Below are 20,015 nucleotides of genomic sequence, written 5' to 3' on the forward strand. Positions count from 1 at the left end.
TCATGAGTTTCTTCGAGCGTCTAAAAACAGCAGCATCCGCCGAGTGGCGGGCCTACACCGAGCATCCCTTCACGAACGGGTTGGCAGACGGGTCGCTCGCCGAAGCGGCGTTTCGTCACTACCTCGTTCAGGACTACCTGTTCCTCATCGAATTTGCTCGCGCTTACGCGCTCTCCGTCTACAAGTCGCCCAAGCTCGCTGACATGCGCGAAGCGGCGGCCGGCCTCTCGGCCATTCTCGACGTCGAGATGAACCTGCATGTGAAGCTGTGTGCCGGCTGGGGCCTGTCGCTCAACGATCTTGAACAAACACCTCCGACGGTCGAGATGCTGGCCTATACACGCTACGTGCTCGACGCGGGAATGCGCGGTGATCTCCTGGCACTCAAGGTGGCGCTTGCCCCCTGCGTGGTCGGCTACGCAGAGATCGCGACGCGGCTCGCCTCGCGACCCGATGCGCACGCTGCAACGAACCCATATCGCGTTTGGATCGCCGAGTATGCCGGTGCACCATACCAGGAGGTCGCGGCGAAAGCGCGGGCGCACCTGGAGGGTCTCGCCGATCTCTACGCCACGCCGGCCCGTGAGGCAGAGCTAATCGTGATCTTCAAGGAAGCCACCCGGCTCGAGGCCGACTTCTGGGAAATGGGCTGGCGTGCGGGCCAGCGTGTTGAATAGTCACTGACTGCGTACCGTGTCGGAAGGGTTACAGCATCACTATCAATCGCAAAGGCGAAAGCCTCGAAACGGAGTACAGTGTTGTACCTTCACCGGCACAACCGACACCCGCGGACATAATTCAGCAGTTCAAAGAGAAGCCAATCAATCTTGAAGCTCTCTTCACTAGCGATAATCCGTTTGATGAAACCGAGCCAGTCACGCACAACTGCGATGCAGAGGTCAATCCTGACGACCTGCCGTTCTAATCTGCCATTGCTCTTTTTTTAAGGGGGGCAGCGATTAGATGAGAAGATGACCTAGGAGGGAACATGAAAAAACCTCTGATAATGCCTGAGGAGACGCAGCCCCGGAATATCACCCGCGCCGACCTTGTCCTGACCGAGGGATTTGGCCTTGAAGTAGACGGCCGGATGAAGACGGTGTTCCCCACGCTTCAAGCCGCTGAGAAGAAAGCTCTTGCCCTGAAAGCCGAATTTCCGATGCTCCAAATCAAGGTCTATGACGCGGCGGAGAAGACTAGGACGCTCGTCGAGTTGTCACCGGCTAAAGCTATCCCCATCGAAAAAGGAAACTAGGACAGGAGAAATAGGAGACCGCGATGGTTATCCTCGGCGAGGTCTTAGTAGTCGGAGGGAGCGCGCTGGTAGTGTGCAGCGCAATTTTCTGGACCTGGTCCGGCATCAAACAGAAGCTCTTGCGGGGACCGGATGAGGCTTTGGACAAACCGCCGGAAGCCCCGTGATGATGAAAAGCCTGGGCATGGTTCTGATCGGCGCGGCAGCTATCGCATTCCTGGTGCCCCGCTTTGCATGAGGAGGTTGGCCTTCCGACCCCGGAACACGAAGAGATGGCCCGAGAAGGGATCCTGCCGCTGCACGCCCTGGACCAGCATCGCGAGCCCATCGATGCCCTTGCGCATGTCGATATAGCCGAAGGCCAGGTGCACCCTCACGCCTGGAGGAAGCAGCGTCATGGCGCACGCTCCTCGTTGCTCAGCGCCGCATCATCTGCACCGCAACGAACACCGGCGCGGCCGACGGCGTCACTTCCAACGGAATAGAACACGCGCCGCTATCCCGCGCGCCACCTCCGAGAGGTTCGGACCCGCCTGCACAGCCTCCTCAAGGATCTGGGGTTTGTCCGCCTCGTTGAACCTCCGCCGATGACCTTCGCGTGCCGCCGGGGCTCGGGCATAACCGTTGGCGAGCATGCGGGCCCGCATGCCGTCGGTAGAGGTGGCGAGCGCGGCTTTCAGCTTGTCGCCCCAGGTCGCGGCGATGGCGCTGATCAAGACCTTCCGCTCCAATCCGCCGCCGCTGCCGATCGAAGAGGTCGCCGAAGCCTACCAGTTCCTGCAATCGCTGTGCGCCGACAACTCGCGATCCCATGGCGCCGAGCTGCCTCGGAGAAGCGCGAATCCGGCCGCATCGCCTCCGAAGTATCGGCCGTTTTTCTGCTTCGCCAAACCTCTGACGACGACCTCGCGCGCGGGTGGGGATTGCATCACCAGTATGTCCGGACTTGATTTACAACAGGCACGGGCCAGCGAGATCGTCTCGCTGGCCCTTTGTCTTTCAAGCCCTTATTTCTCCGAGGGCAGCGGCGGCGTGCTCTCCGGCGAGCGGCGGAAATGCGTCGCCTGCTCGAACGAATAGGCCAGCGACAGCAGCTTCGCCTCGCTCCATGGCTTGCCGAGAATGTCCATGCCGACCGGGACGCCAAGCGGGGCGGTATCGGTCGGCGAGGAGAACCCGGCAGGGACCGTAATCGCCGGGAATCCGGTCACCGATGCCAGTATGCCGTTGCGGTCGGCTTGGTTGAGTTCGGTGAGAGGTACCACGAGCCGCTTTTGCAAGGGATAGACGACGGCATCAAGGTGGTTGTCGTCCATCACCTTCTCAAGAAGGGCGCGGGTCTTGACGTCGCGGTCGAGCCGGACCTGGTAGTCCGCCTCGGACAGGCCGTCCTTGAAGGAGACGGCGGATTTCAGGAAACCCTCGAGGGTCGGGTGGTTGTAGCGTCCGCCCGCATAGATGGCATCCACTGTCTTGGCCGGCGCGTTCGGGATGGTGGCGAGATAGCGGTCCATCACCGCCTTGAACTCGTACTTCTGCACGTCGTTCTGGGCGATGAGCTGGTCCGCGTCCAGCTCCGGCGCATCAATGACGATGAGCTCGGCGCCAGCCTGTTTCATCGCCGAGACGGCCTGCTGCATCACCTCGTTGACTTCGCGGTGCTCGGGCTTCGATCCGAACATCACGCGCAGCACCCCGATCCGTTGGCCCTTGAGCGCGTTGGCGTCGAGCGCGGCGGTGTAGTCCGGGTGGGGGTGGTCCGCGGTCTGCGGATCGGCCGGATCGGCTGCCGCCATCGCCTGCAACATGGCGGCGGCGTCGGCGACGTGGCGGGCAAGCGGCCCGATGGCGTCCTGCGTGCTGGAGACCGGCATGATGCCGTTGAGGCTGAGCAGCCCGTGGGTTGGCCGCACACCGACCAGCGCGTTGGCCGAGGAGGGCGAGCGGATGGAGTTGACGGTGTCGGAGCCGGTCCCGGCCATCGCCAGGTTGCTGGCCACAGCCACGCCGGTGCCGCCGCTCGAGCCGCCGGGGGTACGCGTCAGGTCGTAGGGGTTCAGGGTCTGGCCGCCGAGCGAACTCACCGTGGTGCCCGAAAGGGCAAACTCGTGCATGTTGGTCTTGGCCAGGACGATGGCGCCCGCCGCGCGCAGCCGCGCGACGACGAAGGCGTCCTTGTCAGGCTGCGCGCCCTCGAGCGACAGCGAGCCGCCGGTGGTCGGCAGGTCCGCGGTATTGTAGTTGTCCTTGAGAACGACCGGCACGCAGTGCAACGGGCCGACCGCTCCGCCTTGGGCGAAGGCGGCATCGAGGTGGTCGGCCGCGGCCAGCGCACTTCCATTCATGGTCAGGACGGCATTGAGCTTCGGTCCTTGCTTGTTGTAGGCCGCGATCCGGTCGAGGTAGGTTTGGACGAGTTGGTGGCAGGTCAGGCGGTGATCGCGGAACGCCCGCTCGATCTCCGGAATCGTCGCCTCCTCAACCTTGAAGTCGGTAGCGAGGACGGGCGTAGCCACGGCTGCGAGGCAAGCGGCCAAGGCAAGAATGTGCTTGTTCATCATGTGTCTTTCGCAGGAAGCGTAACGGCACGACCGGAAAGGGGGTCCGGTGCCACCCGGAGGCGTCTGGATGACGAGTCGTCATATGCAATCGGCGCGTGAACTGCAACAGTTGGATAATTGGTCCGTCAACCCAGAAATCCGGATAGCCTACGTTTCTAAGGGATCCTCGCGCTTTACCGGTTCTGTGTGGCTTGGCGCATCTTTGCGACGACGGGGCTCAAGTGCCACGACAAAGCTCGGCACCTTCATGGATGACGCTGAAGCCGGCGTGCTCGCCTTCATGAGCGCGGGATCGAAGTTTGTCGGACATGTCGTCGTCCTCACTTTTAAATTTGTGCTGAGAACAGATCGCGTCCGAACATCAAAGAAACAAGTGTGTGAGAAATGGACGAATGGACGCTTACTCAGAATTCCTGAATTCCCCTGATACCTGCAAAAAATTCCCGGCTCTTTGAAATATTTTCCCTGTTAATTTGCGTAGGGAATTGCGCGAAAAATGACTGCGGCGCAGCGGTTTCTTGCTACGAAATCGGTCTAGGGAGTCCCGAAATCGCAAAATTCCGTGTAAAATTCCCTGTTAGCAGGGAATTTGCGTGGAGACGGTGCGATCAGCACTGCGCCGCCAGCCAGCCAGTCACTCAACTGAAGATAGTTTCGGTATAAACCTCAGATATGCCCGCCAATGGCGGGTTTTTGCAGATCCGGGCTTGGTGTCTAGTCTCCAGATTTGCACAATCTCAGGCCGAAATCGCCGATAGTCTCTGCTGAACAATTGAAATACTCCCGTTTTTGAGAGACGCGGGCTGGAGACCGGGCGCGATCGTCACTGCGTGGTGTGGGACGCAGTCTTACTTAACGTCTTTTTAGATACTTGCGTGGCGGTCCTGACTAGAAGCGCCAGTGAATGTCTGCTTTCGGCGGCGCAGCAGAAACGCCATGAACGAGCCGCGTTGTCGCCGAATGACTCGAGCGGAAATCGGGTTGTTGTAATGTCGCCGGGTCGCAGAGCTGTTCGCCGTCCAAATCCGGCCTAAGGAAACAATATCCTTATCGAGCCGCTGGCAGATGCTCCACACGGGTCAGGCGCCTTCGGAAAAAAGCGGTTGCACACGCCTCGGTGGCATGTTGTAGGCGGTCAGGATATGGAGGACATTGTTGCTGAACCCGTCGGAGTCAGACGTCAGCCAGTGGCCCGGCATCTGAAGAATCTTAAATTGAAGGAAGAGTCATGGCTTCTTGTCGTCCCGGTCTGGGTGGGCCAGCCGATCAACCTGAGAGAGATGCAAATCCAGGTTCGGCCTATTACCCTGATACGACGTGGCAGCACAGGACGCCTTCAGAATCGGACGTCAGTCCGGACCTCCTGCAGGAAGCGATCGATTTCGCGGTCGCCGGGGAGACGAAGGCACCCCGCGATCTGGTGATGAACCACTATCAAACCTTCGGCCGCGAACCGTTCGGCTACGCGATCGGGCCTATCAAGGAACGCGGTGATCCAACTGGAATCATCATTCACAAGGGCTACATCGTAACTGAATGGGGAGATCCGCTGAGGGTAGATATGACTCACAGCGTAACCAAGAGCTTCCTTTCCAGCGTCGTCGGACTTGCCGTCGAGCGGGGCATGATAAAGAGCGTCGATGACGCCGTGAGGGATTATGTCGCGCCGATACAGCTCTACGCTCCGCCCTCGACCACCAATAAATCGGATCGACTCAACACGCCCGATCTGCTGTTGCCGTTTGAATCGCCGCACAACCGCACGGTCACCTGGGATAATCTGTTGCGGCAGACCAGTGACTGGGATGGCACGCTGTGGGGCAAGCCCGATTGGGTCGACCGGCCCGACGAGAATCCGGCGGAATGGACCACGCGGCCGCGAAGCAAACCGGGCACCGTGTATAAATACAATGACACCCGCACCAATGTTTTGGCGCTCGCAACCCTTAATGTCTGGCGACGCCCGCTGCCGCAGGTCCTGAAGGAAAACATCATGGACCCGATCGGCGCCTCCAACACCTGGCGCTGGTTCGGCTACGAGAATTCCTGGGTGGTGCTGGATGGCAGCTTGATGCAGTCGGTGACCGGCGGTGGGCACTGGGGCGGCGGCATGTATATCAATGCCTACGACATGGCCCGCTTCGGTTACCTCACGCTGCGTCACGGCAAGTGGAAAGATCGTCAACTGCTCTCGGAGAAATGGATCGATCAGGCACGCACGCCGACCAAGCCCGAGCCGATCTACGGCTACATGAACTGGTTCCTCAACACCGACGGCAAGCGCTGGCCGAGTGCTCCGGCCACCGCTTTCGCCCATAGCGGCAACGGCACCAATATGGTCTATGTCGATCCGGAGCACGATCTCGTGGCCGTGGTTCGCTGGATCGATCCTGAGGCCATCGACGGTTTCCTGAAACGATTGCTCGCGGCCATCGATCACGGATAGATGGGCGCGTCACCGTTTCGGTAAAGACCGCCGGGCGCGGCAGCGCCCGCAGCCATGCGATGGCATGCGGGTTGCTTCTATTCCCGGTGCCGTATGTTCCCGGCGTCGTCTGTTCCTGACGTCATCTGCGTTACTAAATTTGAAGGACCAAACAAATGCAAACGGATACCTGGCGCCGCGGCGCACTCTTGGCCGCCTGCATGACCCTGGCAATGGCGGCCCCGGCGCTTGCGCAAAAATCGGCTGACACCCTGCGCATCACCTGGCGCGATGCCATTCCCGATGTCGACCCGTACTATAATTCCCAACGCACCAGCATGGTCGTGGCCTTTCATGCTTTCGATTGTCTGGTGTATCGCGATCCCGCAACCATGGAGATAAAGCCTGCTTTGGCCACATCGTGGAAGCAGGTCGATGCCACCACGATCGACTTCACCTTGCGCGAGGGCGTGACGTTCCAGAACGGCGATCCGTTTACCGCCGATGACGTGGTGTACACGATCAACGACATCATCCACGACAAACAGGTGGCCATCCCCGCCTATTACACGTCCTTCGCCGGCGCGGAGAAGATCGACGACTTTCACGTCCGCATCAGGCTGACCGGTGTGTCTCCGGCCGTGATGGAATACCTCGCGATGGTCACGCCGATCTGGCCGAAGGCCTATCGCGAGAAAATCGGTGCCGATGCCTACGCCCATGCCCCGATCGGCACCGGCCCCTACAAGATCACCAAGGTCGACGGTACCACCGAGATCGATATGGAGCGGTATGACGGCTACTATGCCGGCAGCCCCAAGGGCCGGCCCGCCATCCGGTACATCAAGATCCACGAAGTGCCCGACGCTACAACCGAACTGACCGAGCTGCTCGGCGGACGAGCCGATTGGATCTGGGGCTATAATGCCGATCAGTTCGCGAATATCGCCCGGATGCCAAATCTGGAATCGGTGCGGTTCGGCACCATGCGGGTCCATTTCATGACCGTCGACGGCGCTGGCCGTTCAGGCGCCGACAATCCGCTGACCAAGCTGAAGGTGCGGCAGGCGATTATCTCGGCAATCGACCGCGCCACGATGGCTAAGCAGCTGATCCAGGGCGATTCGCAGGTCATCGACACGCCGTGTTTCCCGAGCCAGTTCGGCTGTGACGTATCGGCGGCCGTGAAATATCCATATGACCCCGCCAAGGCCAAGCAGCTTCTGACTGAGGCTGGTTATCCCAACGGCTTCGATACCGAGCTCGTGTCTTATGCGACACCGCAGGTCGGCGCCGCCGTGCAGAACTATCTCAAGGCCGTCGGCATCAACCTGCGCATCCAGCAGCTGCAGATCGGCGCCGCCATCCAGTTGGCGGAAGCAGGCAAGGCGCCGTTGTATTCGGGAAGTTGGGGCAGCAATTCCGTCAACGATGCCTCGGCGTTCATGCCCTATTGGCTCGGCGGGGGATTGAACGACTACGCGCGCGATGCCGACGTGCAAGACCTGTTGAAACAGGCCGGGGGGAGCATCGATCCGGAGCTGCGTCGCAAGGCCTTTAGCGAGGCAATCCACCTGGCCACGGAACGTGTTGATTTCGTACCGCTGTTCAGCGACGTCCGCTATGTCGCATTTTCAAAGCAATTGAATTTCCAGGGCTTCCCGGACGATGTGCCGCGCTTCTATTTGTCGAGCTGGAAGTAGGTATTGGCACGATCTCAACAGCCGGGCGCAACCACATCAAATCTGGATGAGGTGGCGCCCGCTCTATGCCGGAATCGCCAGCAGACACTCGACCAGCCGGCCATCCTTGCGAATATTGTCGGGCATCGTTGCCGCGCATTTCGCGAAGGCGCTCGGACAACGCGGGTGGAAACGACAGCCCGGTGGGATATTGGTGGGATCCGGGTAGGCGTCGCCCAGACCGACATCGGGAATGCCTAGCGCCGGATCCGGTGTCAGCACGGAGGCCAGAAGCGCCTGTGTGTAGGGGTGCGTGGGTGTGCGGAAAAGGTCCTGCACCGGCGCCTGCTCGACGATGCGGCCGAGGTACATCACCGCCACTTCCGTGGCGATGTGTTCCACCACCGCCAGGTTGTGACTGATGAAGAGATAAGTCAGTCCAAGCTCTCGCCGCAATTCCGCCAGCAGATTGAGAATCTGCGCCTGCACGGACATATCCAGCGCGCTGGTGGGTTCGTCGCACACCACAATGCGCGGGTGCAGCACAAGCGCACGCGCGATGGCCACTCGCTGCCGCTGTCCGCCGGAAAGCTGGCCAGGCATGCGCTCGGCCATCTCGCTGGAAATTCCGACGCGCGCCAGCATCGCCATGACGCGATCGACCTGCCGCGCCCTCGGCAGGTCGCCCTGGGCGGCCAGCGGCAGGCCGACGATGTCGCGAATGCGCTGGCGCGGGTTGAGCGAAGAGAACGGGTCCTGAAACACGGGCTGGATCAGTCGGGCGCGTTCGCGTCGGTCTAACCCGGCCAGGCTGCGTCCATCTACCAGTACCTCACCCGAGGTTGGTGGCAGCAGGCCCATGATGAGACGGGCGAGCGTTGACTTGCCGCAACCGGACTCGCCGACCACACCGAGCACATCGCCCGCCGGGAGCGAGAATGTCACCCCATCCACCGCGCGCACCGGGCGACGGGCGCCCGCCGTACCGGCGCGCTGGTGAAACTCCCGGTATACGTTCCGAACTTCGATCGCATGGGTCATGCCGCCACAGCTCGCTTCCAATCCGGCGGCAGCCGGCAGAGATAGCAATGATCGCGGCCGGCATTGCGCAGCGGCACGGTCTGGGCACATTCCGGCATGGCCAAAGTGCAGCGGTCGCGAAATCCACAACCCGCGAAGCCCGGCGGCATGCGCGGCACCACGCCCGGAATGCTGCCAAGGGGCTCGCCAGTCTGCGTCTTGCCGGGCACGGGGATGCAGTCCAGCAGCCCGCGCGTGTAGGGGTGCGTGGGCGCGGCGAACACCTCGGCCACCGTGCCGGTTTCGACCACCTCGCCCGCATACATCACCGAGACATGCTGCGCCATGCGCGCCACCACACCGAGATCATGCGTGATCAACAGCAATGCCAGCCCCAGCTCCTGCTGCAGCTTCTTCAGCAGCCGCAGGATCTGCGCCTGCACCGTCACATCGAGGGCCGTTGTGGGTTCGTCGGCGATCAGCAATTCCGGATCGCACATCAGCGCCATGGCGATCATCATCCGCTGTCGCAGGCCGCCGGAGAGTTGATGGGGATACTGGCCCAGGCGCATCCCCGGCGCGGTGATGCCCACGCGCGCCAGCAGTTCGGCGGCTCTGTCCATGGCCTGCCGCCGCGTGACCCGACGATGGCGTTCGAACACCTCGGACATTTGCGACCCGATGGTGTAGGCAGGGTTCAGGCTCGTCATCGGTTCCTGGAAGATCATCGCAATCTTGTCGCCGCGCAGCCGTGCAATCTGGCGCTCCGACAGGTCCAGCATATCCTGCCCGTGAAAGCGGATGTGATCGGCGGTGCGGGTGGCCCCACGCGGCAACAGGTTCATCACCGACAGCGCCGAAATGGATTTGCCGCAGCCGGACTCCCCGACCACGCAATGCGTTTCACCGCGCGCCACCGCCAGTGATACGCCCCGCACCGCTTCGGTTCGCCCGCCGAAGGACACGCGCAGATTGGCGACGCTGAGGACCGGGTCTTGAACCAAGGGTGTCATTGCCGCAGATCCGCGCCCAGCATGTCGCGCAGCCCATCACCCAGCAGGTTGATTCCGAGCACCAGGACGAACAGCGCGACCCCCGGGGTCATGATCACCCACGGACTGAAGAACATGTATTCCTTAGCCTCGGCGATCATCAACCCCCAACTCGGCAATGGCGGCGGCACGCCCAGGCCGAGAAATGACAAGGCCGCTTCAAGCAGGATCGCCAGTGCCATTTCCAGCGTTGCCACCACCACCAGGTGATTGGCAATATTGGGAAGCACCTCGCGTACCAAAAGATGCACGCGCGAGGCACCGGCGGCCTGGGCGGCGGCGATGTAATCGAGGTTGCGCACCTGCATCGTGGTGGTACGCGCCACCACGGCGAAGCGGTCCCACAGCAACAGCCCGAGCGTGAGAATCACCACGGCAAGCGAACTGCCAACCAGCGCCACCACCGTCAACGCCACCAGGATCAGCGGGATCGACAGCCGGCAGGTGATCAGGAACATCACAATGTCGTCGGTCCGGCCGCCATAGAATCCGCCGATGATTCCCAGCGTAACGCCGATGACGCCCGATGTGATGACGGTCAGCACGCCGATCAACATGGAAATGCGCGTGCCGTAGATCAGGCGCGACAGGTAATCCCGCCCGATCTGATCCGTGCCCAACAGATGCGCCGGTTGGCTGCCATCCATCCACACCGGGGGGATGAGGCGCAGGTTGAGATCCTGAGCGAACGGATCATGCGGCGTCAGATAGGGCGCGAAAATAGCGACCAGCAACGCGGCCCCGACGATCGCCGCTCCCAGCAGCGTGGCGAGGTGACGAAAGGCAGGTAACCGCCGACGCGCCGGCAGCTGTTGTTTAATCACGTCTTGTGCAATGACACTGTCACTCATCCCCGCAACCTTGGATCGAGCAGCGCATTCATCATGTCCGCCAGCAATGTCAGTGCGATGTAGATGACGGCCAGGAACAGCACGACGGCCTGTACCACCGGAAAATCATTTTTGGTGATCGATTCCCAGGCCAGATAGCCAACGCCCGGCAGTGCGAATACCGACTCGATCACCACGGACCCTCCCAACATAAAGCCAAGCTGCACGGCCGCGATGGAGACCACTGGCATCGCCGCATTGCGCAAGGCGTGCTTGAGGATAATTTTCGCGCGGCTCAATCCCTTTGCGCGCGCGGTGCGAATGTAATCCGCCGCCAATGCGTCGATCATTCCCGACCGCGTCAGGCGCATCAGTGCCGGGATTGCCGAAAAGGCCAGCACGATCCCCGGCATGATGTAGCCCTGCCATGTGTCCACGCCCGAAATTGGCAACCATTGCAGGCGCAGGCCAAGCAGGACGATCATGACCAGACCAAACCAAAAGCCCGGCATCGCCTGCCCCAGCAGTGCCACCATCATGATGCCTCGATCCATCGCCGAGCCCTCCCGCACCGCCGCCAGAATGCCCAGCGGCACGGCGACCAACAGCGCGATCGCAAGGCCGGTTAGCCCAAGTGTCAGGGTGACCGGTAACCGGTCGCGGATCAGTCCCCAGACCGGGACATGGTAGAGAAAGGATCGGCCGAGATCGCCCTCGGCAGCATGGCCGGCCCATTCGAGAAACTGCACAACCAACGGCCGGTCGAGGCCGTAATTCTTCGTAATGATGGCGATATCGGCTGCGCTGGCGTTGGGGCCCGCGATCGACGCGGCCAGGTCGCCGGAAAGGCGTGTCAAGATGAAGCTGACGACCAGAACGGTCAGGCACACCAGGGCGGCCAGCAACAGTCTGCGGAATATAAACAGTCGCATTGTCGGAAAACTACGATAGCGAGCGGGTCACTGCAAGTTGAAGATCTAGAACAATTGGATTGGCGACATCGGAATCTGCCTGTCTTTTCTGCATATGCTCACAACATGCTCGCCCTTATGCCCAAGCTGCACTCGCGACAGCGGCTTTCATTTCGGCATCCGGACCTATCCCTCTGTGCAGGAAGCTTTCGACGGAATTGACCCTCCAAAGTTCAAAATCGGTTTCGTCGTTCAACTATGAAGCGGCGGCGGCCTGACTATATTTAGCGACGCTGCATCCGCCAGAAGCATTTCAACTGCCGCAAGGCGCGCAGAAACCCTGAGGCTGGTCAAAATCGGCCTCATAAAGTCTTGTCTTCTAACGTCGATTCAGAATAGGTCTCGGCGCTGTTGAGTGCCGGATTGTTCGTACTGCGGGCAAAGCGAAAAATTCCATAACATTCGATCGACGCTCTCTAGGTTCGTTGCGTGTGAGAGCGAAGGTTTGGCTCACGTTTGACTCTTCCCGCCGTCACTTTCGGCTGAAGCTGCGAGACGTCTTTCGGAGCCAAACTAAGTTGTTTCAAGCGCCGCCAATACCTTTGGCGGTGACATCGGCAGACTGTAGAGGCGTTTACCGAGCGCGTTGTGGACGGCGTTGGCGACTGCGGCCATCACCGGTACGAGCGGGACTTCGCCGACGCCCTTCACGCCTTGCGGATGCTTCGGGTTCGGCACTTCGACCATTACTGTGTCGAGCATCGGCAGGTCCGAGCATACGGGCATGCGATAGTCGAGGAAGCCCGCGTTGTCGACCTTGCCTTCCCTATTGTAAATGTACTCCTCGTTCAGCGCCCAACCGATCCCCTGCGCAACGCCGCCCTGCATCTGGCCCTCTACATAGCTCGGATGCACCGCCCGGCCGACGTCCTGCACGGCGGTGTAGCGGATGACGCGTACAATCCCTAGATCGACATCCACCTCCACGTCGCAGATGTGCGTGCCGAAGCCGCCCTCTGCGCCTTCCGTGTTGAGTTGCACGCCGGCACCGATCGGCCCGCCCATCCGCGGGGCCTTGGCTGCCAGTTCGGCAAGGGTCAGCGGTTCAAACTGGCCGGCGTTGGGGCTGACCGGGTGCGCCGCGCCATTTTCCCATTTGACCGCGTCCGGGTCGATCTCCCAAATCTTCGCCGCTCGTTCGCGCAGCGTGGTGATGATCTTGTCCGTCGATTGCGTCACCACCATCGCTGACGCAAACAGCACGCGGCTGCCTCCGGTCAGGTTCGAGAAGCCGATCGTCGCGGTGTCGCCGATCAGGACCGACACGCGCCGGTAGTCGATACCGAGAAGCTCGGCGCAGATGTTGGCGATCGCCGCGCGCGAGCCGCCGATATCCGGATGGCCGGTTGTGACAACGACGTTGCCGTCCTCGGTGATGTTGACCTGCGCACTCGATTCGCCGCCGGCGTTGAACCAGAAGCCAGAGGCGACGCCGCGGCCTTGCAGCTTACCGAGCGGTGCCTTGTAGTGCGGATGTGCCATCGCCGCTTCAAGCGTCTCGATGTAACCGATGCGCGGGAAAACCGGACCGTGCGCTGCTTTGGTCCCTTGCTTAGCGGCATTCTTCAACCGCAGTTCCAACGGATCCATCTTTAGTTCGGAGGCCAGTTCATCAAGCACGCACTCCACCGCATACGCGCCGATCGGCGCGCCTGGCGCACGATAGGCCGCAACCTTCGAGCGGTTGGAGAGGACGTCGAACCCCACCGAAAGAACGTTCGGAATATCGTAAGGCGAAAAGCTGCACCCGACCGCACCACGAATCGGGGAGCCCGGGAGAGCACCCGCCTGCAGATAGAAGGTGCCTTGCGCGGCGACGATTCTGCCGTCCCTGGTCGCGCCGATCTTGACCGTGCTTTTCGAGCCTGAGGTCGGCCCTGTCGCACGCATCACCTCTTCGCGGGTCATCACCATCTTCACCGGACGGCCGGATTTCTTTGCGAGCAGGGTCGCGAGCGGCTCGAGATAGACGATAGTCTTGCCGCCGAAGCCGCCGCCGATCTCCGCCGGAATGGCACGGATGTCGCTCTGCGGAATCCCCGTCAGGTGCGCGGTCATGGCGCGCACCATGAACTGGCCCTGGCTTGAACTCCAGATCGTCGTCTTGTTGTCGGCACCGACGCTGACGAGGCAGGCGTGAGGCTCGATATAGCCCTGATGCACCGGACGAGTCGTGAAGGTGCGCTCGATGACGACCTCTGCCGCGGCGAACCCTTGCCCGATGTCACCCTTCTTGACCTCGATTCTACCGCCAATATTGGACGGCTTGTCCTCGAACTTCATGAAGTCGTGGAGTATCGGCGCGTCGGGCTTGATTGCATCCTCGATCTCGATCGACCATGGCAGGACCTCGTAGTTCACTTCGATCAGCGTACAGGCTTGTGCCGCGATCGCCTCGGTCGTGGCGGCGACGGCCGCGACGGGGTGGCCTGGAAACAGCGCCTTCTCGCGCGCCATCACGTTGCGGCACATCCAGCGCATGTCCTGGATGCCCAGTATGACCGACTTGTCGACGGGGAAATCGACGATGTCGCGCGCGGTGACCACCGCCTTGACCCCCGGTAGCGCCTTGGCCTTCGAGGTGTCGATCGACTTGATGCGGGCGTGCGGATGTGGGCTGCGCAATACCTTGCCCCAGATCATGCCGGGCATCGCGGTGTCGGCGGCAAAGGCCGCGCGGCCGGTGACCTTGTCGACCCCGTCGGGGCGAATGGTGCGCTGGCCGATCCACTTGTTGTTGGTGATGACGTTCACTGCACTGCCTCCCGCATATCAGCGGCGGTCTCAAGAACCGCGCGAACAATCTTGTCGTAACCGGTGCACCGGCAGAGATTGCCGGCAAGCCAGAAGCGAACCTCTTCCTCGCTCGGCCGCGGATTCTTCTGCAGCAGGGCTTCCGAGGCGACCAACATGCCCGATGTGCAGATGCCGCACTGCAGCGCCGCCATTTCGAGAAACTTCTGCTGCAGCGGATGCAGCCTGTCGCCCTGGGCCATGCCTTCGATGGTGCGGACCTGACGGCCTTCGGCTTCGGCGGCAAGCATCAGGCAGGAGCAGACAAGGCGATCATCCAGGGTGATGCTGCACGCGCCACAATCGCCCGACGCGCAGCCTTCCTTCGATCCGGTCAGGCCGAGTGGCCCGCGTAACGCATCGAGCATGGTTTCGTACGGCTCGCACAGAAACTCCGCCGGTTCACCATTGATCGTGGTGGAAACATGCAGTTTGGCCATTGCCTCAATTCCCTACAGCGCGCTTGGCGGCGATAGCAACCGTGCGCTTCAGCAGCACGCCGGCTACCTTGGTGCGGTAAGCAATAGTGCCGCGCTTGTCGTCGATCGGACGGCAGGCGGCGCGACAGGCATCCGCTGCGGCATCTAAGGACGCAGTATCGAGACGGGTGCCCGTTAGTCTTTTGGCAGCTGCCTCGACCAGCAGCACGGTCGGCGCCACCGCACCGAGACCGACCCTGGCGGCGGTGCACATTCCGTCATGGAGCGTGAGGCTGACCCCGCACCCGACAACGGCGATATCCATTTCGGTGCGTGGAATCATGCGGAGATAGGCATCGCCAGAACCAGGTGGCCGCGGTGGAAAGGTGAAGCTGACGAGAATCTCTCCGGGCGCCAGACGAGTTTGTCCGGGTCCTGCCGGCACCTCTTCGACCGCCATCTGTCGGCGCCCGTTCGGTCCCTGCACCGTCGCGATGGCACCCGCTGCAATCATTGCAGGTACGCTGTCCCCTGCCGGAGAGCCGTTGCACAGATTGCCGCCCGCCGAGGCGCGCCCCTGCACCTGGGTGGAACCAATCAGGTTGATCGCTTCAAGTACGCCGGGCCAGACCTTGCCGAAGCGCACGTGCTCGGCCAAAACCGCGCCCGGGACGGCGCCGCCGACCCGGAAGCCGCCATCAGCCGTTTCCTCGATGCTTGCAATCTCGGCAATTTTCTTGATGTCGATGATAAGACCCGGCCGGACGGCGCCAGAGCGCATTTGGACCAGGAGATCGGTGCCGCCTGCCATGATGCGCGCAGCGCTTCCGGCCGCAGCAAATGCGCCAATCGCTTCATCGAGCGTGCGCGGGGCAAAGTATCGGGTGTTCGTCATGCTCTTGCCATCGTTTCCCTTGTCTCCTCGCCCCTTGCTGTGGTGGCTCACCTTTATGAGGCCTTCAGACTTGGAAGCCTACACGGGCGAAAGCGATTGGAATAGCCTCTGCGCTCCCGTGCAAGTGATGGGCACCGATGCGCCGAGAGAGCTTGCGTTGCGGAGCGGCCCTCAGACGATCGTTTGCAGAACCGCGTCGAAGCCGAGAACTTCTGCGTATGTACTAGCCCGCGGATGGCCGCCCGGTGCTGTTGCCTGTTGGACCGTTTCAGCCATTGCTCGGTTTGATCGGAGCTTTTGGGCGGCTGACGCTGCTGAAAGGAGCTTCTGAACCCTAGGAGGCCGCTCGGACCCCATAGACTACTCTTGGCTACGTGGAGAAGGTTCGATCCCAGTCCTGGGCGGACTTTACCACCACTACGCCCGAGCTTAAGTTTCGGTACACACAGGCACCGCCGGCGACATATTCTGTGGTTTGGCGTCACAGCGCATCCAACCGCAGAATGGATCGCAAACCAAGTCACGGAAGCATGCGGTTGGGAACAGGCTCCCCGCTATCTCATTCGTGACCGGGACGGCGCCTATGGTGAGGTCTTTATCCGTAGACTTCGATCGATGGGCATTCGCGACCGACCAACATCGCCGCGTTCCCCTTGGCAAAATGGATATGCTGAAAGGTTGATCGGTTCGATCCGAAGGGAATGCCTTGACCAGGTTATTGTATTCAGCGAGCGCCACCTCCGTCACCTACTGCTCTCGTACATGAGATATTATAACGAGATGCGAACGCATCTATCCATGGAGAAGGATGCGCCGGTACCGCGCGCTGTTGAGAGGGCAGGGCACATCGATTGTCGACCTGTACTGGGCGGGCTGCATCATCAATATGTCCGGATTTGATTTACGACAGGCACATGGATATCCATTACTTCGATCCGGCCTGATCTGTGTATCGGCTGGTCTCTCTGAGGACCGACAAAAGGAGCGGCGGTGAGATTCTCGTTTCGGCACTGCGTCTGAATGGAGCAGACGCGATGATTGGCATGCCCGGCGCAAGTGCATGCCCATCTTCGACGCTCTGCGGCGAGAATCGGACGGTCCGGTTTGTCGCCTATTGAAAGGCGCGAGGATTTTCCGCACGCGTTGGAGCGGGCGGCAGCGGCCAATCGACCGGCGACCATCGAGTTTCGATCAGCAGCAGGCAGCTGACGCGAGACCGCAGCCCGGAAGCGGTACGCTGAAGCGCTCGGCCTGCGGGGACCAAGACGCGCGTCCTCACCCTCTAGTTGAAATATCAGTGTCCGAGTGTGCGCGTGAGCGCATAGATTAAGTGCATTCAGCGTTGATAAAATGGGCTTGCTTGATAATTCCAGCCTCTGTAACTGAAATATCAGAGACGAAAAGGAGATGCGTATGAGTTCTCTAAGATGGTCCCGACGCACGTTCGTTCGCGCCTTTGGAGTTGCAACGGTCCTGTCGCCGGCCATTCTGCGATCCGAGCAAGCTTGGGCCCAGATAAACAAGTCGGGCGCGGGTGGCCTTGCCCCGCCATCGAACGGCTCGTTTCTGGTGCCGATAATCCGCAAGCTTGAACTCGACAAAAAGAACGGTCTCGATTTCGACATCAACCTCTACAGCGACCCGAGCACGCTATATTCCGATCTCGCGGCCAGCCGAACCAGTCACATCTTTGGCGCGATCTATAACTGCGCCAATTTCTACGTGCGCGGCGTGCCGTTGCAGTTGCTGTTCACGATCTCAACCGCCAATCACGCGTTCGTCTCGAAGAACCCGGATATCAAAGCCGCCGGCGATCTCAAGGACAAGACCATCGCCGCGACCACGAGTTCGGGATTCTATGGAATGGCGGTGCTGTTCCTCAAGCAGAATGGGCTCGACCCACGCAAGAACCTTAACATCATCAACGCGCCGCCGTCTTCGGTACAGACGCAATTGCTGGCAGAGAAGGTCGATGCGGGACTGCTGTTCGATCCGGCTTTGTCGAGTATGCTTTCGCAGGGCTATCACCTTGTTGGCGATATGAATGCCGGGATCCGCGCGGCATTGAAGATGCAAGCCGACGCCAATGTCTGGTATCTTGGCTGTTACGGGCACAAGGACTGGGTCGCCAGCGATCCGAAGCGGGTCGCTGCGACCCTGAAGATGTGGCAGGACGCCGCGGCATTCTACAATGAAAACGCCGCGGAGGCTGACAAACTGATTTCAGAGTTCGCCAAGGTCTCCGTGGATGCCCTGGTACTCAGCCGCAAGCTCAGCATCACCCAGTTCAAGGTTGCGCCGGCGATCGAAGAAAAGGGCAATCTGGACGCCTTGTTCGGTGGCTTCAAAGAGGTCGGCTTCCTGACCGACGTGCCGGACGCCGCCATCTATTATCCCTGGACAAAAAAAACGTGAGCGGCGTTGCCGCGCAAGACGGCCCGGCCGAGCCCGACGCGATCCGCCCACCGGGCGATGCAGTCGCCATGGCCGCCATTAGCGGCATTCCTTATGATGCCCTTACCGCAAGGCCGCTGCGCGGGCGCAGCCTGCTGTTGCGAACATTCAGGGCGATCCTGCCGTTTCTGGTGATCGCCGCAGTGTGGCAGACGGCGTCGCTGTTCACCAAGCCCTATTTGTTTCCGGGGCTTGGCAGTATCGCGAAAAGCTTCTGGACCATTCTGACCACCTGGGACCTGCTGTCGCAAGGTCTCGTGACGTGGCTGCGATTGATCGTCGCCGTCAGCGCGTCGCTCGTCATCGGCATTCCGATTGGACTGGCGATGGGGCTTTCGGCGACCTGTGACGAGCTTCTTCGTCCGGTCGTGAAGTTCATCATGGGTGTTCCGGCGCTGAACTGGGTGATCATCGTCATCATCTGGCTTTCAACGACCGAGCTTCGGATCGGCTTCGTGTTGATCGTTCTGTGCACGCCGGTCACGGTGTTCTGCGTCTATGACGGCGTGCGTTCGATCGATCGAAAACTGACCGACATGGTGCTGGCATTCGGCGCCAATCCGTTTCAGCACATCCGTCTCTTGCTGTGGCCCTATGTGCAGGCATCCGCCTTCACGGCGGCCAAGCTCAATGTTGGCAACGCGGTGCGAACCGTGATCGTTGCCGAACTGGTCGGCGCTCCGCTTGGTATCGGAAAGGAACTCGATCTCGCCAAGAACGTGTTCGATATGCCGACGGTGCTGGCATGGACCATCTTCCTTGTCATGATGGCGCTGATCATGACCCAGGGCATCGAATACGCCGAGCAGAGAATGCTGCGCTGGCGCGGAGTGAGCCATGGGAGAATTTGACATGGACACGAATGCCGCGAGCGTACCGGCAAGGTCGTCGAAGCTCCTCGTCGAGCACGCTCGCAAGAGCTTTCGTCAGGACAGTGGCGCCGAGATTTCGGCGATCGCCGATCTCAGTTTTTCGGTCAAAAGCGGCGAATACGTCGCGATCGTCGGCCCGACCGGGGCGGGCAAGTCCGTTCTGCTCGATTGTCTCTTGGGGCTGAAATTTCTCGACGCGGGTCAAATACGCGTCGATGGACTTCCCGTTGAAAATTTCGTCCGGGAAAAGAAGGGCCACATCACCCGGATATTCCAGGAAGACAGATTGCTGCCCTGGCTGTCGGCCACTGACAACGCCGCGTTTGGCCTGCAGATCCAGGGCGTCTCGCAAGCCGATCGGCGCAAGCAGGCCGTGCGCTGGCTGGACGCGGTTGGACTTTCGGCCTTCAAGGACGCCTTGCCGAGGGAACTGTCGGGCGGCATGCGACAACGCGTGAACATCGCGCGCGCTTTCGCGCCGAACCCAGAGCTGGTCCTGCTGGATGAGGCTTTCAGCGCGCTTGACGACGTCACCGCGTCCCGGCTGCGCCAGGATTTCAAGGCGCTGGCTCAGTCGCAGCAGACCACGTTTCTGATCGTTACCCACAGCATCGACGAAGCGATCTTTCTGGCCAACAGGATTCTGGTATTCGGCGCCCCGGCGCGATTGATGGCGGAAATCGCCGTTCCTCCGTTGGCGTGGGAGGATCGCGTGGCATCCGATCGCATCAAGGATGAAGTTCGCTCCCTGATCGTCGCGGGCGCGCGGCCCGGTTGACGGCAACC

20 protein-coding genes are annotated in these 20,015 nt (G+C 61.0%); 10 read left to right on the forward strand and 10 right to left on the reverse strand.

Going from position 1 to position 20,015, the window contains the following annotated elements:
- Positions 1-2: 2 nt before the first annotated feature.
- Both tenA and B5527_RS01520 read left to right on the forward strand, forming a co-directional pair.
- Positions 3-677 carry a thiaminase II gene (gene tenA, locus B5527_RS01515; protein WP_079599726.1) on the forward strand — a complete coding sequence of 225 codons (675 nt, stop codon included), beginning with the start codon at positions 3-5 and terminating at the stop codon, positions 675-677.
- A gap of 311 nt (positions 678-988) precedes the next feature.
- Positions 989-1,255: a hypothetical protein gene (locus B5527_RS01520; protein ID WP_079599727.1), complete on the forward strand. Its 267-nt coding sequence runs from the start codon at positions 989-991 to the stop codon at positions 1,253-1,255.
- A 206-nt stretch (positions 1,256-1,461) separates the two neighbouring features.
- On the opposite strand, the gene tnpB is transcribed toward B5527_RS01520, so the two are convergent.
- Together tnpB and B5527_RS01530 are read right to left on the reverse strand one after the other, a co-directional pair.
- Complete coding sequence (gene tnpB / locus B5527_RS01525) at positions 1,462-1,653, reverse strand: IS66 family insertion sequence element accessory protein TnpB (protein WP_154071937.1); 192 nt, start codon at positions 1,651-1,653, stop codon at positions 1,462-1,464.
- Between the two features lie 69 nt (positions 1,654-1,722).
- Positions 1,723-1,971 carry a transposase gene (locus B5527_RS01530; RefSeq protein ID WP_079599728.1) on the reverse strand — a complete coding sequence of 83 codons (249 nt, stop codon included), beginning with the start codon at positions 1,969-1,971 and terminating at the stop codon, positions 1,723-1,725.
- Here B5527_RS01530 and B5527_RS01535 point away from each other — a divergent pair.
- Positions 1,958-2,335, forward strand: coding sequence for a hypothetical protein (locus B5527_RS01535; RefSeq protein WP_079599729.1), 378 nt, complete (start codon positions 1,958-1,960; stop codon positions 2,333-2,335). The two genes, B5527_RS01530 and B5527_RS01535, sit on opposite strands and share 14 nt — an antisense overlap.
- Here the strand turns inward: B5527_RS01535 and B5527_RS01540 are convergent.
- A complete protein-coding gene (locus tag B5527_RS01540; protein WP_197689259.1) occupies positions 2,263-3,816 on the reverse strand; it encodes an amidase family protein in 1,554 nt (517 codons plus the stop codon). The two genes, B5527_RS01535 and B5527_RS01540, sit on opposite strands and share 73 nt — an antisense overlap.
- 67 nt (positions 3,817-3,883) lie before the next feature.
- Here B5527_RS01540 and B5527_RS43255 point away from each other — a divergent pair, with 67 nt between their 5' ends.
- The 3 genes from B5527_RS43255 (at position 3,884) to B5527_RS01550 (ending at position 7,944) form a co-directional block, all read left to right on the forward strand.
- On the forward strand, positions 3,884-4,243 hold the full coding sequence (locus B5527_RS43255; RefSeq protein ID WP_154071938.1) for a hypothetical protein: 360 nt from the start codon (positions 3,884-3,886) through the stop codon (positions 4,241-4,243).
- Between the two features lie 801 nt (positions 4,244-5,044).
- Positions 5,045-6,262, forward strand: a complete 1,218-nt coding sequence (locus B5527_RS01545) for a serine hydrolase domain-containing protein (protein WP_079599730.1) — start codon at positions 5,045-5,047, stop codon at positions 6,260-6,262.
- 155 nt (positions 6,263-6,417) lie between these two features.
- A complete protein-coding gene (locus tag B5527_RS01550) occupies positions 6,418-7,944 on the forward strand; it encodes an ABC transporter substrate-binding protein (RefSeq protein ID WP_079599731.1) in 1,527 nt (508 codons plus the stop codon).
- A gap of 63 nt (positions 7,945-8,007) precedes the next feature.
- On the opposite strand, the gene B5527_RS01555 is transcribed toward B5527_RS01550, so the two are convergent.
- The 7 genes from B5527_RS01555 to B5527_RS01585 form a co-directional block, all read right to left on the reverse strand.
- Positions 8,008-8,964 carry an ABC transporter ATP-binding protein gene (locus B5527_RS01555; RefSeq protein WP_079599732.1) on the reverse strand — a complete coding sequence of 319 codons (957 nt, stop codon included), beginning with the start codon at positions 8,962-8,964 and terminating at the stop codon, positions 8,008-8,010.
- The gene (locus B5527_RS01560; RefSeq protein WP_079599733.1) at positions 8,961-9,956 is read right to left on the reverse strand and encodes an ABC transporter ATP-binding protein; all 996 of its coding nucleotides are present in this window, start codon (positions 9,954-9,956) and stop codon (positions 8,961-8,963) included. The genes B5527_RS01555 and B5527_RS01560 overlap by 4 nt, the downstream gene beginning before the upstream one ends.
- Positions 9,953-10,846, reverse strand: a complete 894-nt coding sequence (locus B5527_RS01565; protein ID WP_079599734.1) for an ABC transporter permease — start codon at positions 10,844-10,846, stop codon at positions 9,953-9,955. Before B5527_RS01565 ends, B5527_RS01560 begins: the two co-directional genes overlap by 4 nt.
- Positions 10,843-11,757: an ABC transporter permease gene (locus tag B5527_RS01570; protein ID WP_079599735.1), complete on the reverse strand. Its 915-nt coding sequence runs from the start codon at positions 11,755-11,757 to the stop codon at positions 10,843-10,845. Before B5527_RS01570 ends, B5527_RS01565 begins: the two co-directional genes overlap by 4 nt.
- Before the next feature lie 552 nt (positions 11,758-12,309).
- Positions 12,310-14,550, reverse strand: a complete 2,241-nt coding sequence (locus tag B5527_RS01575) for a xanthine dehydrogenase family protein molybdopterin-binding subunit (RefSeq protein ID WP_079599736.1) — start codon at positions 14,548-14,550, stop codon at positions 12,310-12,312.
- Positions 14,547-15,029 (reverse strand): (2Fe-2S)-binding protein, encoded by a 483-nt coding sequence (locus tag B5527_RS01580; RefSeq protein WP_079599737.1) that lies wholly within the window; start codon positions 15,027-15,029, stop codon positions 14,547-14,549. The genes B5527_RS01575 and B5527_RS01580 overlap by 4 nt, the downstream gene beginning before the upstream one ends.
- A 4-nt stretch (positions 15,030-15,033) precedes the next feature.
- Entirely contained in the window at positions 15,034-15,903 is an 870-nt protein-coding gene (locus B5527_RS01585) for an FAD binding domain-containing protein (protein ID WP_079599738.1), read from the reverse strand.
- 615 nt (positions 15,904-16,518) lie between these two features.
- Between B5527_RS01585 and B5527_RS45965 the strand changes: the two genes are divergently transcribed.
- From B5527_RS45965 to B5527_RS01605, 4 genes are all read left to right on the forward strand, one after another.
- On the forward strand, positions 16,519-16,803 hold the full coding sequence (locus B5527_RS45965; protein ID WP_245332462.1) for a transposase: 285 nt from the start codon (positions 16,519-16,521) through the stop codon (positions 16,801-16,803).
- A gap of 513 nt (positions 16,804-17,316) precedes the next feature.
- On the forward strand, positions 17,317-18,318 hold the full coding sequence (locus B5527_RS01595; RefSeq protein WP_172842447.1) for an ABC transporter substrate-binding protein: 1,002 nt from the start codon (positions 17,317-17,319) through the stop codon (positions 18,316-18,318).
- Positions 18,315-19,208, forward strand: coding sequence for an ABC transporter permease (locus tag B5527_RS01600; protein WP_079599741.1), 894 nt, complete (start codon positions 18,315-18,317; stop codon positions 19,206-19,208). The genes B5527_RS01595 and B5527_RS01600 overlap by 4 nt, the downstream gene beginning before the upstream one ends.
- A 1-nt stretch (position 19,209) precedes the next feature.
- Complete coding sequence (locus B5527_RS01605; protein ID WP_172842448.1) at positions 19,210-20,007, forward strand: ABC transporter ATP-binding protein; 798 nt, start codon at positions 19,210-19,212, stop codon at positions 20,005-20,007.
- Positions 20,008-20,015 lie beyond the last annotated feature (8 nt).

Source organism: Bradyrhizobium erythrophlei (genome assembly GCF_900129425.1).
In the GTDB taxonomy this organism is placed as follows: Bacteria; Pseudomonadota; Alphaproteobacteria; order Rhizobiales; family Xanthobacteraceae; genus Bradyrhizobium; species Bradyrhizobium erythrophlei_C.

What these genes read in the sequence shown, in the direction of transcription:
- tenA (WP_079599726.1), top strand. Translation starts at nt 3, where the DNA reads ATGAGTTTCTTCGAGCGTCTAAAAACAGCAGCATCCGCCGAGTGGCGG.
- B5527_RS01520 (WP_079599727.1), top strand. Translation starts at nt 989, where the DNA reads ATGAAAAAACCTCTGATAATGCCTGAGGAGACGCAGCCCCGGAATATC.
- tnpB (WP_154071937.1), bottom strand. Translation starts at nt 1,653, where the DNA reads ATGACGCTGCTTCCTCCAGGCGTGAGGGTGCACCTGGCCTTCGGCTAT.
- B5527_RS01535 (WP_079599729.1), top strand. Translation starts at nt 1,958, where the DNA reads ATGGCGCTGATCAAGACCTTCCGCTCCAATCCGCCGCCGCTGCCGATC.
- B5527_RS01540 (WP_197689259.1), bottom strand. Translation starts at nt 3,816, where the DNA reads ATGATGAACAAGCACATTCTTGCCTTGGCCGCTTGCCTCGCAGCCGTG.
- B5527_RS43255 (WP_154071938.1), top strand. Translation starts at nt 3,884, where the DNA reads ATGACGAGTCGTCATATGCAATCGGCGCGTGAACTGCAACAGTTGGAT.
- B5527_RS01545 (WP_079599730.1), top strand. Translation starts at nt 5,045, where the DNA reads ATGGCTTCTTGTCGTCCCGGTCTGGGTGGGCCAGCCGATCAACCTGAG.
- B5527_RS01550 (WP_079599731.1), top strand. Translation starts at nt 6,418, where the DNA reads ATGCAAACGGATACCTGGCGCCGCGGCGCACTCTTGGCCGCCTGCATG.
- B5527_RS01555 (WP_079599732.1), bottom strand. Translation starts at nt 8,964, where the DNA reads ATGACCCATGCGATCGAAGTTCGGAACGTATACCGGGAGTTTCACCAG.
- B5527_RS01560 (WP_079599733.1), bottom strand. Translation starts at nt 9,956, where the DNA reads ATGACACCCTTGGTTCAAGACCCGGTCCTCAGCGTCGCCAATCTGCGC.
- B5527_RS01565 (WP_079599734.1), bottom strand. Translation starts at nt 10,846, where the DNA reads ATGAGTGACAGTGTCATTGCACAAGACGTGATTAAACAACAGCTGCCG.
- B5527_RS01570 (WP_079599735.1), bottom strand. Translation starts at nt 11,757, where the DNA reads ATGCGACTGTTTATATTCCGCAGACTGTTGCTGGCCGCCCTGGTGTGC.
- B5527_RS01580 (WP_079599737.1), bottom strand. Translation starts at nt 15,029, where the DNA reads ATGGCCAAACTGCATGTTTCCACCACGATCAATGGTGAACCGGCGGAG.
- B5527_RS01585 (WP_079599738.1), bottom strand. Translation starts at nt 15,903, where the DNA reads ATGACGAACACCCGATACTTTGCCCCGCGCACGCTCGATGAAGCGATT.
- B5527_RS45965 (WP_245332462.1), top strand. Translation starts at nt 16,519, where the DNA reads ATGGGCATTCGCGACCGACCAACATCGCCGCGTTCCCCTTGGCAAAAT.
- B5527_RS01595 (WP_172842447.1), top strand. Translation starts at nt 17,317, where the DNA reads ATGAGTTCTCTAAGATGGTCCCGACGCACGTTCGTTCGCGCCTTTGGA.
- B5527_RS01605 (WP_172842448.1), top strand. Translation starts at nt 19,210, where the DNA reads ATGGACACGAATGCCGCGAGCGTACCGGCAAGGTCGTCGAAGCTCCTC.